We start from the raw sequence: 15148 nt of genomic DNA, 5'->3' as shown, positions 1-15148 counted from the left end.
ACTTTTTTTAGCGGGATGGCAGTAATTACGCCGCTAACGCGGTTCCTTCGGTGCCATACCCACCTTCCGAGCCGTCAATGATGTGTTCCCGATGTACCAGCCCAGATTTGAGTTGATACTTTCGTTGCTCAGGGGTATGCCTAATTTGGCTGCTTTGTGCTGTGAGTTCAACGGGCCGATGCAACGCTATCCTTAATCGAAGGGGGACGTTGCCATGAAACGAAGAACGCGTATTAACTACATGCCGGAACAGAAAGCGATTATCTGGGACAGATACAAGCAAGGTGATTCCCTACACGATATCGCCAGAATGTTCGACAGGTATCATTCTTCTATTATGCCCACTATTCACCAGACTGGTGGGTATCGACCCGTGTGAGAAAGCGGCATCCGTTAGCTCTTTCACTTGATGAAAGAGAGGATATATCCAGAGGGCTGGTAGCAAAACGTAGTATCAGGGACATCGCTGATAGATTATCAATAGCCCCTCCACGATTAGCCGCTCTCTGAAATTCCTGGGGACATTCCTATCACGGTACTGAAGGCACGCCTGAAAGCAGTTTCATCGCCGTACCTGCATGCATTTGCGATCTGAAAAATGGTTTTGCCCGGACTTTCCAGAAGGACCGATGCCGTTTCGATACAAACTCGCGTAATGAAACCTTTCGGACTTTCCTGCACAAGCGTTTTCATTTTACGATTAAGCGTGCGGGTCGTCATATTCGATGCATCAGCGAGCTGCTCTAAGGGACATAGCCTAAGATTGATTAAATTTTACTAATGATTCAGATATATTCGTTATCTCAGGCTCATTTCATTGAGTTGTAAACTTTGAAGGCGGGATTTTTTTCAAAAATTTCCGCAACAAAATCCATGAACACAATCGCTCGTTTTGGTAAAAGTCGATTAGCAACATAAACGGCTTGAATGGGAACAGGCGGTGCAGTGTAATCAGTCAGCAATAATTGTAAGTTGCCATTTTCCAGCCCTTCCTCGAACAGCCATTCTGGGCCCTGTGCGATCCCAACCCCTGCATTGACAAATTTCTGTACTGCTTCTGGTGAATTGACCCTGAGCCGACCAGAAATAGGTACATTGATATCCTGAAATCTCCAGGTAGCTCCTGTTGTTAGCAAGGTATAGATCAAACAATCATGTTTTTTTAAATCTTCTGGGGTAGTGGGGGGTCCGTGTTTAGCTAAGTACTTGTTACTGGCAACACAGACTCGCTCATACATGCCAAGTCTGCGGGCACGCATAGCACTGTCCTCCAGGTGTCCAATGCGGATTGCCAGCTCAGCTCCTTCATCAACGAGATTGATATAGCGGTCATTAATCTGTAGCTCGAGTGTTAGTTCAGGGTAGCGTTCTAAAAAATCTGGGATGTGCGGGACTAAGAATGTGTGAGCCAATGCTGTGGGGCAAGCAACGCGTAATAGCCCTGTGGGGGTTGAAAGAAGACTCTGACTCTTCGACGGCTTCCAGAATACGCCTTGCTTCCAAATAATAACGTTCTCCTTCAGGAGTTAGGGAAAGCTTGCGGGTTGATCTGTGAAGTAATCGGGTCTGCAAATGTTCCTCGAGGGTTGCAACATGACGACTCACGTTCGGTTGCCCTAAGCTTAAATCCCTACCGGCTGCGGAAAAACTGCCTGTTTCAGCGGTACGGACAAAGCATGTCATCAAAAGTAATCTATCCATCCTAAAACCCACTTATGCTTTTAATGCATGAAAGATATTTAAAAATACAATCTTATCACTATATGAGCATGAGCTTATAGTGACTATCAAATCGGTCATTCGCCGATCGGTTGTTAAAACTAACAGGAGATTTTTACATGTCTAGATTACAAGGTAAACGCGCACTGATTACGGGTGGAACAAGTGGTATTGGTCTTGAAACAGCGAAGCTGTTTGTTGCAGAAGGTGCACGCGTAATTGTTACTGGTGTTAACCCTGATTCTATCGCAAAGGCGAAAGTGGAACTGGGTAATGATGTGTTAGTCGTGAGCGCTGATTCCGCTGATGTGAACGCACAGAAAGCACTGGCTCAAACGGTTAAGGAACACTTTGGTGAACTGGATATCGCTTTCCTGAATGCGGGTATCTCAATGTATATGCCAATCGAGGTATGGACAGAAGAGATGTTCGACCGCATTTATGATATCAACGTTAAAGGTCCTTACTTCCTAATGCAGGCGCTGCTGCCAGTGTTCGCAAGCTCTGCATCAGTGGTCTTTAATACCTCTATTAATGCTCACACCGGACCTGAGAACTCTTCCGTTTATGGCTCAACCAAAGCGGCATTGCTGAACATGTCGAAAACACTTTCTAACGAGTTACTTTCTCGTGGAATTCGTATCAACGCAGTGAGCCCCGGCCCTGTTGATACACCGCTTTACGATAAGGCGGGGATTCCAGTGGAATATCATGATCAAGTGATGAAAGATATCGTTGCAACCATCCCAGCAGGTCGTTTTGGTAAACCTCAAGAAGTTGCGCAAGCGGTACTTTACTTTGCATCTGATGAGTCTGCCTGGACCGTGGGTTCAGAAATCATCATCGACGGCGGCGTTTCAATCTAAGCCACCAAAATAAGATTTACCATTCATCAAGCCCGACACCTTTATAGCGGCGGGCTATCATTTTATCTGGAGTTTGAGATGTCTATCCATAACCTAACACTTATTAGCCACCCACTATGTCCCTTTGTGCAGCGTTCAGCTATCGTTCTTCTCGAGAAAAATGTGCCATTTGAACGCGTAAATGTAGACTTATCGGCGAAACCTGATTGGTTTCTGGCTCTGTCACCCACAGGCAAGGTGCCTCTACTTAAAGTGCGTCAGGCAAACGGCGAAGATGCCATTATTTTCGAGAGTATGGTGATCTGCGAGTACCTTAATGAAACGCAAGACGGTGATCCGATGTATGTTGACGATGCATTAGTAAGAGCCAGACAGCGCGCATGGATCGAGTTCTCTACATCAATGCTTGGCAATGCATGGCAATTTTTAAATGCGACTGATCAGGCCATTGCAGACAGCAAACGCGCGGTGTTCCGTGAGCAGCTTGAACGTATTGAATCTGAATTGAGCTTAGGGCCTTATTTCTCTGGTGCCGAATTCAGTATGGTTGATGCGGTCTACGCGCCTATTTTCCGTTACTTCTCCATCATCGATGCATCAGTATCTGAGGCGATTTTTGAGGGACTTCCGCGTGCTTGCGCATGGAAAGCCGCACTTGCGAAAAGGGAAAGCGTAAAAGCCGCTGTATCATCAGATTATGCAGAACTTTTCCAAAATCATCTTCGTCAGCATTCTGCTATTCTCGCTGCTTGAAGATATTAACAAGGGAAACCGTGACCGGCTCCCCGTTGATTAAAACACTGCAATGTGAGTAATTCCTCCACCAACTGAGAGGACAATTTTGAACTTCCGCTTCACGCATCGGGACAGTTCTCTGTTCTGCGAGCTAATAATCCGCTGGCCCAGTCTGCAACAACTCAAGCGGGCCCGGAGCGATACCATCCATCATTTTATGAACGCTAACGATGGTCCTGCTGTTGCATATACAGAGTAGCGGATCGCAAGCATTGCCATCGCTATTCCCCTGACCACCGATAAAAGTGTCATCGAGGCGAACGCGCTAATGGCAACAGCACCTGCATCGCAAATCAAACTGGTAGGTGACCTCATCAGAACCTACGACGAGCGAATCGAATCGTTATTCGATACTCTTCTGGATGCAGATCTGTTCAAATCACTTCTGGGCATGTGGCCGTGTACGGGCCCACGGATGCTTGCTGCACTGGGTGATAACTGTGACCAGTTTAACAGCGCTGAAGAAATTCAAAACTATGCAGGTATTGCACCGGTGACAGAACGACGTGGCCAGAAATCCTGGGTTCACTGGCGATGGCAGTGTGCGAAGTTCGTCAGGCAAACTTTTGTTGAATGGGCTGCCAAGACGGTTAACTCATCATACTGGGCCAGACTGTATTACCAGAGCCCGCGAGAAAAAGGGAAATCGCATCAATCAGCCATCTGGGCTCTGGTATTCAAATGGATAAGGATCATTTACCGCTGCTGGAAGACCAGAACCCAGTACGACGAAGCGAAATATTTGCTGGCTCTCGAAGCGCGACGCTCGCCCTTACTGAAGCCATAAAAAGTTTGTCGAATGTCTCAGGGCGTGAAGCAGGCATTGGTGATTTATTTATCTGCACTGCTCAGAAAAAATTCCTGTTACCCAGCAAATTCAATCCTTATGAGCATCCTGACTGAGAATACGTGTGCGGCAAACATCCAGAATCTCATCTGCCAGAGCGGAATCATCAGGGCAGGCACGGGACAGCACCAGGGCGCCAACAAGATGTGCGATGGTGTCGATGAGTTCAGCACGCGTTCCGCTTTCCGCACGGTTTTCATTTGCTAAAATGGTCAGTTGATTTTCAACGCCAGCCGCAAATGTTGCCTTAATGGATTCAGACAGACGTGCTGTATCTGCGCCCAGAGCAGACATCACGCAACCCTTTCCCATATCATCGCGATGCTGGCGGGAGAGGTAGTATTCAACAAATTTTTCCCGGTTCACACCTACCGTGCTTTCTGCAGAGCGTGTAAAACCGCAGCTCATCGCTTCCGCCATCAGATCAGCCTTAGAGCCAAAGTGCTTGTAGAACCCGCCGTGAGTTAGCCCTGCTGCGGACATCAGTTCCGCGACACCCACTCCATCGTAACCGCGCGCACGAAAAAGTTCTGAGGCCGTTTCAACAATGCGCATTCTGTTTTCCCGAACCTGCTCTTTCGATACTTTCATACTCTTCTACCCCTCTCAAAATATAGGGTTAAGTATACATTGATGATGATCGTAATCAAATGGATTGACTTTTTAGATTACGATCATCATCATTGCGTGCATGCCTTCACCTACTGCCTACCAGGAAAACAACATGACGAACCAACCACTATTTCAACCTTACAATCTGGGGCCCATTACGCTTGCCAACCATATCGTGATGGCACCGCTGACGCGTAACCGTGCCGGAGCAGGTCTGGTTCCCGGCGAACTGGCGGCGACCTATTACGCCCAGCGTGCCACCGCAGGATTGCTGATTACCGAAGCTACGCAGATCTCAGAAAAGGCACAGGGCTATCAGGATACGCCGGGGATCTACACGCAGGCTCAGATCGAGGGCTGGCGCAAAGTAACTGACGCGGTGCATGCCAAAGGTGGGCGCATATTTATACAGCTATGGCACGTAGGACGGATCTCGCATATTGATTTACAGCCAGGTGGCGCTGCGCCGGTCGCACCGTCTGCTATCCGTGCAGAGACTAAAACCTTTGTGAACAACGGATTTGCTGACGTTTCTGAGCCACGTGCGTTGGAGTTGCAGGAAATACAGGGGATTATCGACGATTTCAGAAAGGCCTCTGCCAATGCTATTGCCGCCGGATTTGACGGCGTAGAGATCCACGGCGCGAATGGTTATCTGCTGGAACAATTCCTTAAAGACGGTGCCAATCAGCGTAGCGATGCGTACGGCGGCTCTGTCGAGAACCGCGCCCGGCTGCTGTTAGAAGTCACGGCTGCCGTTAAAGAGGAGATTGGTGCTGACCGAACCGGCGTACGCATTTCACCGGTTTCCCCTGCTAATGCGATTTCGTGCAGCGATCCGCAACCGCAATATGACTACGTCGCTGATCAACTTAATGCTTTAGGTATCGTGTACCTCCACGTGGTTGAAGGCGCTACGGGCGGCCCGCGTGATGCATCACCGTTCGATTACGGCTCCCTGCGTCGACGTTTTAAAAACACCTACATCGGTAACAACGGCTATGACTTGGCGCTGGCGTCCGCTCAACTCGCGGAAGACAAAGTCGATCTGTTCGCGTTCGGTCGTCCGTTCATCGCCAACCCGGATCTGGTCGAAAGGCTGAAGACTGACGCGCCTCTGGCCTCACTCAATCCTGAAACACTTTATGGCGGTGGCGCAGCGGGATATACCGATTATCCGTCGCTCACTGAGGCCAACAAGTAGAACCACAGGTGTCGCCGGTTATCCACACGTCGCACATTGCGGTTTCTGTTTATACATTAAAAAGAAGAACAACTTATGACTAAAGCTTCAGTTCTCATTACAGGCGCATCCACGGGTATTGGTGCTGTTTACGCTGAACGGTTCGCCCGCCGGGGCCACAACCTTGTTTTGGTTGCACGCGACAAAGCAAAGTTAGAGACACTTGCGGATCGCTTGCGACAGGAAAATGGCATTTCTGTCGATGTTTTGCCTGCTGACCTCACGCAAACGAGTGATTTAGCCGTGGTCGAAGCTCGCCTGCGTGAAGACGCGCAGATTGGCATTCTTATCAATAACGCGGGTATCGCGCAGTCCGGCAGTTTTACAGAGCAGACGCCTGATTCGATAGAAAGCCTTATCGCGCTCAACGTCACCGCCCTGACGAGACTTGCTAGTGCGGTGACGCCACGATTTGTAAAAGCCGGAGAAGGCTCGATCGTCAACATCAGTTCCATCGTCGGACTCGCCCCAGAATTTGCGATGACGGTTTACGGCGCAACCAAAGCCTTCGTTCTTTTCTTGTCTCAGGGAATGAATGTAGAGCTGTCATCCAAGGGCATTTATATCCAGGCGGTGCTCCCTGCCGGCACTTACACGGAAATTTGGGAACGTGCGGGTATCGACATCAGTAATTCGTCAAAATTCATGGAAGTGGGCGAGTTAGTGGATGCCGCACTGGTTGGCTTTGATCGCCGTGAACTCGTCACCATCCCACCGTTACATAATGCTGCACGCTGGGACACCCTCGATGCTTCGCGTCAGGCTTTGCTTTCAGACATCAAACAAGATGAAGCCGCAGAGCGATATAAAGCACTTTAGTCAATGAGTTGCACTCTGCAGAATGGTCTTTTGGCTGTTCTGCAGAGAGGTAAATCCGACATAAATCCCTCACAGCGTGTCGTCTCATCTTTGATGAGAAACCTCAAACAAATCATGAGGCCTTATTCAGCATGACAAAAAAACGTGTAGCACTGGTTACAGGCGCTTCCTCAGGTATCGGCGAAGCGTCTGCCCATAAACTTTTAGCGGCTGGGTATACGGTATATGGCACGAGCCGGCGTGGCTCCCAGGTGGGAACGCATCTGTTTCCTTTGTTGACGCTTGATGTGACGGACGACGCTTCTGTCGTGGCTGCCGTTGATGAGTTGCTGCGCCTAGAGGGGCGGATCGATGTTCTGGTGAACAATGCGGGCTTCGGGGTCGCTCCGGCGGCGGCGGAAGAAAGTTCTGTCGAGCAGGCCAGGCACATTTTCGACACCAACTTTCTGGGCATCGTCAGGTTGACGCGGGCAGTTGTCCCTCACATGCGCCGTCAGGGCAGCGGGCGCATCATTAATATCGGTTCGATACTCGGGATCGTTCCGTTGCCGTATGTGGCACTTTATGCGGCCAGTAAGCATGCGGTCGAAGGGTATACGGGAGCACTGGATCATGAGCTGCGCACGCAGGGCATCAGAGTGTCTGTCATCGAACCTGCTTACATGAAAACACAGTTTGAAAACAATAATATCGAGCCGGATGCCAGGCTTGAAGAGTATGACCTCATCCGGGCTAAGTTGGAGAAAGTGGTTAGCAAGGCCATGGCCGAAGCGGAAAGCCCGGAGGTGGTGGCTGACGTGGTGGTTAAAGCGGCTCAGACTTTACACCCGAAGGTGCGCTACACGGCGGGAACGCTGGCAGGTAAATTGAATTTTATGCTCAGATTCGCGCCTTCGTCATTCCTGGATAAGGTAGTGCGCAACAGTCTTCAGCTTGATGCGAAAGAATAAATAATGAAATTTTTTCACTTGGCTATTCTGACCTCTGTGTTGTTTTTCATCCTGGCCACGTTATGGATGTTGTTCCCAGAACAGCTCTTAACGCAGTGGGGAATTGAACCGACGCCAGGTACCGGCGTGATCAGTCGTCGCTGTGCGGCATTTTTTGTGGGAATCGGGGTGATGTGTTTATTCGCCAGAAATGCAGAGCCTTCACTAGCTCGTTATGCTCTGGCCGCCGGTATCAGCACGATATCTATTATTTTAGCCGTACTGGGCATCGTTGAATGGCGTGAAGGACACGTTAACGGGCAGATCCTGTTTGCAGTATTTATTGAGCTATTCCTCGGGATTGCCTTTTTGCTCAGCAACAGGTCCGCTAAGAAAAATTTTACTGACAAACGCGCCAGGGGAAAGGACAAATGAAGACTAAGACGATGAAAGCATTTACGTTTAAACGCTATGGTAAATCCCCTGAATCAGGATTCGATAACGTCGATTATCCTGCAATCAATGCTGATGAAATCCTGGTTAACGTTTACGCGGTTGGTCTGAACCCGATTGATAATATTATCCCAACCGGAATATTTAAGCCGGTTTTGCATTTTAAGCTCCCCGCCACATTGGGCAGCGACTTGTCCGGGGTTGTTGTTGCCGTGGGGAGTCGCGTGACGCGTTTCACGCCAGGCGACGAAATTTTTGCCAGCATTTTTGACCTGGGAACGGGATCTCTTGCTGAATTTGCAGTGGTGCCTGAAAGCGCCGCAGCAATGAAACCCGCTAACCTGGACTTCGTGCAGGCAGCTTCGCTTCCGATGGTGAGCCTCACGTCCTGGCAAGCGCTGACAGAGCGAGCCAGGCTGCAACCTGGTCAGAAGGTTTTCATCCCGGCAGGTTCCGGGGGAATTGGCAGTTTTGCGATCCAACTGGCGAAGCACCTTGGCGCAAAGGTGGGAACGACAACCAGTTCAGGCAACGTCGAGTGGGTGAGTCGTCTTGGCGCAGACGACGTGGTTGATTATAAAAAGCAAGAATTCGAAAACGTGCTGAGTGGCTACGATGTCGTCCTTGGCACGGTCAAAGGTGATACGATTGAAAAATCCACCCAAATTCTTAAGCCCGGAGGAAAGATCGTTTCTCTCACCGGGCCGTTAGATGCCGTGTTCGCACGATCCCGGGGGCTAAACCTCTTACTGCGTTTTGTGTTCGGATTGATGAGCCGCAAGATTATGCGTCTTACGAAAAAACGGGGCCTGACCTATTCATTTCTCTTTGTCCGTCCTGACGGCAATCAACTCACCCAAATCGGCGAACTCATAGAAGCTGAACACATCAAGCCTGTCATCGACAAGGTCTTTCCCTTTGCAGAGGCGAAGGAGGCCCTTGCCTACCTTGCCCAAGGGCATGCGAAAGGAAAAGTGGTCGTTAGGATGCAGGAATCATAATAAGTAAGGTTTGAATCTGTTTTTGGGACTGATCTTTATCTCGGCCAGTGTGTAATAGAAAGCACCGGCCTCCCTATAACCTCACTCAATGCGGTGCCACTTTCGAAAAGATATTAATCACCAGCACGCCCGCGCAAATCAGCCCCATCCCCAGTATGGCGGGCAGATCCAGCTTCTGTCCGCTGACCAACCAGCCCAGCAAACTGATCAGCACAATTCCCGCGCCTGACCAGATGGCATACGCTACTCCGGTAGGAATGTGTGCCAGTGTCTGCGCAAGCAGATAGAACGCGGCGGCGTAGCAAGAGATTGTCCCCACTGAGGGCCATAAGCGGCTAAACCCTTCAGAGTATTTCATCAGCGTTGTACCAATCACTTCAGCAACGATGGCCAAGCCAAGAAGAATATAGGTGTTCATAGCAGTTTATCCATAAAGATCAGCGCTCATATTCCCATTTCGGAATCACACAGCCGTTAGGTCCGGGGGCGGTCTGTTTTCCATTCTCATCGAAACGTGTTTCACATTTTGTGGTCAGCCTGCCATCTTTCCAGATTCCGCTGCTTTTGACTTTGCCATCGGGGTAATAACAGGCGCTTTCGCCCTGGCGCAGCGCGCCCTGATAATTTTTGTACTCTTTACCATCGACCACCAATGGTTTGAAACCCTGCGCGCGGCTAATGCATTGCATCTGACCGTTAGGGTAATAGCTGATTTGGGTGTAGCTGTCATCGGTGCCGATACGCGTTTCATCCTTACGCTGGCCGTTGGCATACCAGGTATTATTGGTTTGCTGACGGTTGAACAGATAATCGGCTTCGGTGAGTGGGGTGCCGTCAGGGTTGAAGGTTTGCTGTTTACCGCAGTAGCCGCGACCGCTCATCGACAGAGGGCAGTAATTACGCTCGGTAATTTTGACACCAGCAGCGGTGAATTCCTGCATTAGCCCAACTTCATCACCGCGATCGTAGGTCGATATGGACTGCGGTTTTCCGTCAGGGAAATTATAGCGATACAGGCCGTCGAGTTCGCCATTGCGGTAACCGCGATCGGCGCGCACGGTGGTGCCATCGTCGTAATATTCGATTTCACGACCCTCCAGTTTGCCCATGACATAGTCAGCCTGATAAACCATTTTTCCGGCAGCGTTAAACTTCTGATACACACCGTGAGGAAGATTATCTTTATAATAAATGAGTTGTGTCAGATGACCTTGCTTATCACTCCAGCGTAGTTCCCCCTGCTTTATGCCAGCGATCAGTTCGACCTGCTGGATTTCGCCGTCAGCCGTCTTTAGCTTCCACATCCCGTTAGCCACGCCTTTCACAAACGGGCCTTCGCCGTTTTCGGTGATCCACATGCCTTCAGGCTGGTCATCAACATAATCGCCCTTCGAGCGCAGCACGCCCGCCAGACGACGCTCGCTGGGACCATGGCGCAGACCGCTGAGATAAGTATCGAAGCCACTCAGCTCTGGTGTTATGCCACCCACGCCGTCGGTTATCTCCCAACGGCCTTCGCGCTCACCGTTTTTCATCAATCCCGTTGCCGTTTCTTGCTCATCGCTGATGATCCACTGGCCTTGCTGTTGTCCCGCTATATAGCTACCTGAACTGCTGAAATTTTCGCCGACGGTGACCCATTTTCCCTCAGGAATGCCATGTTGGAAAAAACCTTTAACTAAGCCATATTGCTCCGAGTAATAGACATAAGGCCCATTCTCGCTGCCGCTGAATTTAGCCGGATCGGCTTGCCAACTGATAGCTGTCGCGCGAAATCCAGGCGTTGCGCTGTCTTCCACGCGGCGGAACGTTACGGTGAGAAATAAACCATCTTTTTCCGCGAAGGTTTTTTTATAGGCATAGACGTTTTCTGCTGGCTGTTTCGCAGCATGGGAAGGTGTGCCATCGTCAAGATACCAGCCGACAACGTTGCCTTGGGTAAAATCAATGTTATCGAAATCGTGATTATCGAACGTAGGGTAGTGCGCGCTGTAGTCATAAGGCGGAAGCTGCCCGAGGGCGCGTTTTATCAACGTTGAATTGAGATCTTTATTTTCGCGAACCAGCTTATCCAGAACCGGTTGTAAACTCAGTACCGGAATATAGCTACCGTCTTCAATATAACGCCAACTGCGCAGGGCGAACTTGCCGTGGCTTTTACTTAACACCAGCGTGATTTGACCCGCCTTATCCACGTCGGCATAAAACACCGATTCGATGGTGGAATCGGGGAAGGTTCCGAGCAGGTGGGGAAGGTGATCGACACGGTGATCCTCTTCGCTACAGAAGCAGTAATAGCCGTTGACCGCCTGGTTTTCCTGAATGAAAACCAGCAGGGCGCTGCTGTCGCGTGCGCCCGAAATGATCGGATGCGCCAGCGTTTTTCCTGCGTAAAAAGGAGGTGGGGTGTCATCCGGGGCTGCGATAGCCGTGCTGACCCCTATGACCATATTCAGTAGTAGGATGCCAAACAGTAACTTTACGACTTTCATTCCCTGACCTGCTCCTTTGAAAAAGAGCGCATAGGTTACATGAAATGTTTCTAACGGTTAATATTTCGTTGAATCAATTCGTTGTGGGCTATCAGACTTAATCGCATTCTAATACACAACACGGTCAGATTAAGTCTGAGCCAATACATTCCTTATGCGGCACTGACTTTAGCGGCATCGTCATGGCTATCATGACGATACGTCTCAATCACTGCGCGTGTAGATACGCCTCATACCAGCGGCTGAGCTGTTCGGTAACCGGGCGATGTTCGGCGCTAAACAGGTGGCCATCCAGCGCTTTTACCGGGGTGATGCCTGCCAGCGTGCCAGTCACAAAGGCTTCATCGGCGGTGAGCGCTTCTGCCAGCGTAAAATCCTGAGTCTTGACCGTAAGTCCGTTGGCGTGAGCAAGATTGATAAGGGTCTGGCGAGTAATACCGTTAAAGCAGTAACGCCCCGATGACGTCCACAGTTCACCGCGACGGACGATAAAAAAGTTGGTTGAGTTGCAACTGGCGACAAAACCGTATGGGTCCAGCATCAGTGCTTCATCGGCTCCGGCCTGCAACGCCTGTAGCAGTGCCTGAATAAGGTTAAGGCGGCTGTGCGAATTGAGTCGCAGATCGAAGACGTCCGGTGTACTGGTGCGGTAGGTAGAAGTAAACAACGTCAGCCCGCGTTTTTTCGCCGCCGTATCGACGACCTTGTACTCTGCCACGCACACGATGGTTGCGCCGCCGAGAATAAAGCGAGGATCTTGATTCGGGGTCTGCTTTTTCCCTCGGGTAATCATCAGGCGAAGATGTGCGCCATCGGTCATCCCATTGACTGCCAATGTTTTATAGAGAATATCGGTCAGCGCGTCCCGGCTATGGCCGATATCCAGTTGGATCGCCGCCGCGCCGTCAAACAGGCGATCCAGATGGGCGTCCAACGCAATCAGGCGGCCATTAACCAAGCGCAAGCCTTCCCATACGCCGTCACCGCACACATAGCCGGAATCAAAAATCGACACCACCGCGTTATCGCGATGAACAAATTCTCCATTTACATATACCTGTACGTCGTTGTTACGCGGATCTTGCAAATAGGCCTGACTGCTTTGGTTGGATAATGTAGGTTGCATTATGCTGTCCCTGAATTAAAAAGCTCGCTCGGCAAAGCGGGCAAGAAAAGCCTGTGTACGCGGCTGTTGTGGATTTTTGAGTACCTGCTCGGCGCTACCCATTTCATGGATCACGCCATTTTCGATAAACACGACGCGGTCGGCGAAGTGATAGGCAAACCCCAGTTCATGGGTGACCAACAGGAGGGTACGACCTTCCTCTGCTAACGCGTGGATGGTATGCAGCACTTCGCCTACCAGTTCCGGGTCCAGTGACGATGTTGGCTCATCGAACAGCATAATCTCTGGCGACATCGCCAGCGCACGGGCAATCGCTACGCGTTGTTGCTGCCCACCGGACAGATTGGCAGGGCGAGCTTGTTGCTTGTTACCTAGCCCGACCTTTTCCAACTGGGTTTTGGCGATGATATCTGCTTCATGTCGCGGCATTTTCTTCACCGACACAAGCGCTTCACGCACGTTTTCCAGCACGGTCATATGGGGAAACAGGTTGAACTGCTGAAACACCATTCCTACGCGTTCCCGCACGGCGCAAAGCTGCTTTTCCGGGTAGTCGCGCTGGCCTTGTGCATTGGTTTTTCCCAGCACAACGCCATCCAGTTCGATGGTGCCCGCGCTGGGTATCTCCATGAAGTTTAGGCAGCGTAACAGGGTGCTTTTTCCCGAACCGCTGCCGCCGATAATGGCAATTTTTTCGCCGCGTCGTACATCCAAATCGATGCCTTTTAGTACCTCAACGGCACCGAAGTGCTTCTGGAGTCCGCGGATACGCAGAGCGATATCTTCATTCAACGTACTGTTTTCATTCAAGGTAATAGTGTCACTCATAAAAAACCTGTTTCACCGTCAGGCTAAGGGGTTGAACGGAAACGACGTTCAAGTCGTGCGGCAAGGTAACTCCCCGGCCAGATCAAAACAAAATAGAGCAGCGCCACCACCGTCAGGATTTCCAGTGGACGATAATAGGTACTGCTCAGCAACCGTCCTTGGTACATCAGTTCGTTGACGGCCAGTATGGAAGCCAGTGAGGTCACTTTGGCCAGTTCGATCATCCGGTTGGTCAAGGCTGGCAGCATGTTGCGCAGTACCTGAGGCAGAACGACCCGCCGCAAGACTACGGTGTGCCGCATCCCCAGCGCTTTCGCGCCTTCCCACTGTCCGTGGTCGATGGATTGCAGCCCGGCGCGGAAAATTTCGGTGCAGTACGCGGCGCTATACAGCGTCAGCGCCAGCGCCGCGGCGGCGAAGGTGCTGAACTGTATGCCGACCAGAACCGGAAAGGCGTAATAAAACCAGATCAACTGAATCAGGACCGGCGTATTACGGAATATTTCGACGAAGATTCTGGCAGGTAATGACAGCCAGCATTTTCCAAATACGCGAAAAATACCGAAAGTCAGCCCGAGTATGGTTCCCATCACACCGGCCAGCAGCCACAGCTCGAGCGTGACGCCAAGGCCTTTCAGCAACACCGGAATGTTGTCCCAGACCAGCGAGAAATCCCATTGATAGTGCATGATATTCCTTACGCGAGCCGACGGTCTGCCAGCGACAGCCGTTTCTCAATATGTTGACTGAACAGGCTAATCAGCAGCAGCAGGGTGAAATACATCACCGCCACCAGACTGTAGACTTCCAGCGGTCGGTAGGTTTGGCTGTTGATCTGCATCGCCTGATAAAGCAGTTCGCTGTAGGCCAGTGATGATGCCAGCGACGTGGATTTGATGAGTTCAAACGAGCGCTCAATAAAGGGGGGGATCATCCGGCGTAACGCCTGAGGAAGAATGACCCGACGTAGCGCAGTTGATTTTGGCATACCGAGCGCTTTTGCCCCTTCCCACTGTCCCGCGTGAATCGAGGAAATCGCTCCCCGATAGACCTCTGCATAGAAGGCACCAGACTGTGCGGACAGCGCGATCACGGCGGCAGTGAAAGGTGAAAACGTTAACGGCGTAATGACGGGCAGGGCGTAGTAAATCCAGAAGAAATGCACAATCGCTGGCGTATTGCGATAGAAGCCAATCAGCACTACGGCGGGCAGGCGCAATAACCATCGAGGCGACATTTTCATCGCGGCAAGTACCATACCTGCCACCATCCCGATCAGGATGCTGGTGGCACCGATCTTTATCGTTCCCCATAGCCCCTCCAACAGCAACTGGTGGTAAGGCCAGATGGCAGAAAAATCCCACTGATACGACATAGATACAGAACCCCTGGAAACAACGTAATTAGGAAATAGGTTT

14 protein-coding genes and 4 pseudogenes are annotated in these 15148 nt (G+C 50.7%); 9 read left to right on the top strand and 9 right to left on the bottom strand.

Going from position 1 to position 15148, the window contains the following annotated elements; genetic code table 11:
* Positions 1 to 214: 214 nt before the first annotated feature.
* Positions 215 to 512 (top strand): annotated as a pseudogene (locus A6301_RS14465) (helix-turn-helix domain-containing protein); the annotation flags it as partial.
* Here A6301_RS14465 and A6301_RS14460 read toward each other — a convergent pair.
* Both A6301_RS14460 and A6301_RS14455 read right to left on the bottom strand, forming a co-directional pair.
* A pseudogene (locus A6301_RS14460) lies at positions 488 to 747 on the bottom strand (helix-turn-helix domain-containing protein); the annotation flags it as partial. The pseudogenes A6301_RS14465 and A6301_RS14460 sit on opposite strands and share 25 nt — an antisense overlap.
* 62 nt (positions 748 to 809) lie before the next feature.
* A pseudogene (locus tag A6301_RS14455) lies at positions 810 to 1701 on the bottom strand (LysR family transcriptional regulator).
* Positions 1702 to 1838: 137 nt separating this feature from the next.
* Here A6301_RS14455 and A6301_RS14450 point away from each other — a divergent pair.
* The 3 genes and pseudogenes from A6301_RS14450 to A6301_RS14440 all read left to right on the top strand — a co-directional run.
* Positions 1839 to 2585, top strand: coding sequence for an SDR family oxidoreductase (locus tag A6301_RS14450; RefSeq protein WP_022633091.1), 747 nt, complete (start codon positions 1839 to 1841; stop codon positions 2583 to 2585).
* A 78-nt stretch (positions 2586 to 2663) separates the two neighbouring features.
* Complete coding sequence (locus A6301_RS14445) at positions 2664 to 3338, top strand: glutathione S-transferase family protein (RefSeq protein WP_215483242.1); 675 nt, start codon at positions 2664 to 2666, stop codon at positions 3336 to 3338.
* A gap of 100 nt (positions 3339 to 3438) precedes the next feature.
* A pseudogene (locus A6301_RS14440) lies at positions 3439 to 4167 on the top strand (IS110 family transposase); the annotation flags it as partial.
* A 90-nt stretch (positions 4168 to 4257) separates the two neighbouring features.
* Here the strand turns inward: A6301_RS14440 and A6301_RS14435 are convergent.
* A complete protein-coding gene (locus A6301_RS14435; RefSeq protein WP_215483243.1) occupies positions 4258 to 4818 on the bottom strand; it encodes a TetR/AcrR family transcriptional regulator in 561 nt (186 codons plus the stop codon).
* Between the two features lie 133 nt (positions 4819 to 4951).
* Between A6301_RS14435 and A6301_RS14430 the strand changes: the two genes are divergently transcribed.
* The 5 genes from A6301_RS14430 (at position 4952) to A6301_RS14410 (ending at position 9284) form a co-directional block, all read left to right on the top strand.
* Positions 4952 to 6043, top strand: coding sequence for an alkene reductase (locus A6301_RS14430; RefSeq protein WP_234258100.1), 1092 nt, complete (start codon positions 4952 to 4954; stop codon positions 6041 to 6043).
* 75 nt (positions 6044 to 6118) lie between these two features.
* A complete protein-coding gene (locus A6301_RS14425) occupies positions 6119 to 6901 on the top strand; it encodes an SDR family oxidoreductase (protein WP_215483245.1) in 783 nt (260 codons plus the stop codon).
* 131 nt (positions 6902 to 7032) lie between these two features.
* Entirely contained in the window at positions 7033 to 7851 is an 819-nt protein-coding gene (locus A6301_RS14420; protein WP_215483246.1) for an oxidoreductase, read from the top strand.
* A 3-nt stretch (positions 7852 to 7854) separates the two neighbouring features.
* Positions 7855 to 8265: a hypothetical protein gene (locus A6301_RS14415; protein ID WP_215483247.1), complete on the top strand. Its 411-nt coding sequence runs from the start codon at positions 7855 to 7857 to the stop codon at positions 8263 to 8265.
* Positions 8262 to 9284, top strand: a complete 1023-nt coding sequence (locus A6301_RS14410) for an NADP-dependent oxidoreductase (protein WP_215483248.1) — start codon at positions 8262 to 8264, stop codon at positions 9282 to 9284. The genes A6301_RS14415 and A6301_RS14410 overlap by 4 nt, the downstream gene beginning before the upstream one ends.
* An 85-nt stretch (positions 9285 to 9369) precedes the next feature.
* Here the strand turns inward: A6301_RS14410 and A6301_RS14405 are convergent, their stop codons facing one another.
* The 6 genes from A6301_RS14405 to A6301_RS14380 form a co-directional block, all read right to left on the bottom strand.
* Positions 9370 to 9702 (bottom strand): EmrE family multidrug efflux SMR transporter, encoded by a 333-nt coding sequence (locus A6301_RS14405; RefSeq protein ID WP_234258099.1) that lies wholly within the window; start codon positions 9700 to 9702, stop codon positions 9370 to 9372.
* Between the two features lie 19 nt (positions 9703 to 9721).
* A complete protein-coding gene (locus tag A6301_RS14400; RefSeq protein WP_234258098.1) occupies positions 9722 to 11776 on the bottom strand; it encodes a hypothetical protein in 2055 nt (684 codons plus the stop codon).
* Positions 11777 to 11984: 208 nt separating this feature from the next.
* The gene (locus tag A6301_RS14395; RefSeq protein ID WP_205542938.1) at positions 11985 to 12902 is read right to left on the bottom strand and encodes an aminotransferase class IV; all 918 of its coding nucleotides are present in this window, start codon (positions 12900 to 12902) and stop codon (positions 11985 to 11987) included.
* Positions 12903 to 12917: 15 nt separating this feature from the next.
* Positions 12918 to 13730, bottom strand: a complete 813-nt coding sequence (locus A6301_RS14390) for an amino acid ABC transporter ATP-binding protein (RefSeq protein WP_205542936.1) — start codon at positions 13728 to 13730, stop codon at positions 12918 to 12920.
* A gap of 23 nt (positions 13731 to 13753) precedes the next feature.
* Positions 13754 to 14419: an amino acid ABC transporter permease gene (locus tag A6301_RS14385; RefSeq protein WP_107168481.1), complete on the bottom strand. Its 666-nt coding sequence runs from the start codon at positions 14417 to 14419 to the stop codon at positions 13754 to 13756.
* Positions 14420 to 14427: 8 nt separating this feature from the next.
* Positions 14428 to 15105, bottom strand: a complete 678-nt coding sequence (locus A6301_RS14380; RefSeq protein ID WP_107168482.1) for an amino acid ABC transporter permease — start codon at positions 15103 to 15105, stop codon at positions 14428 to 14430.
* Between the last annotated feature and the right edge of the window lie 43 nt (positions 15106 to 15148).

The sequence above is a fragment of the Pectobacterium sp. IFB5596 genome, from assembly GCF_021432585.1.
Taxonomy (GTDB): domain Bacteria; phylum Pseudomonadota; class Gammaproteobacteria; order Enterobacterales; family Enterobacteriaceae; genus Pectobacterium; species Pectobacterium punjabense.
This window is presented reverse-complemented; position numbering and strand designations above follow the sequence as displayed.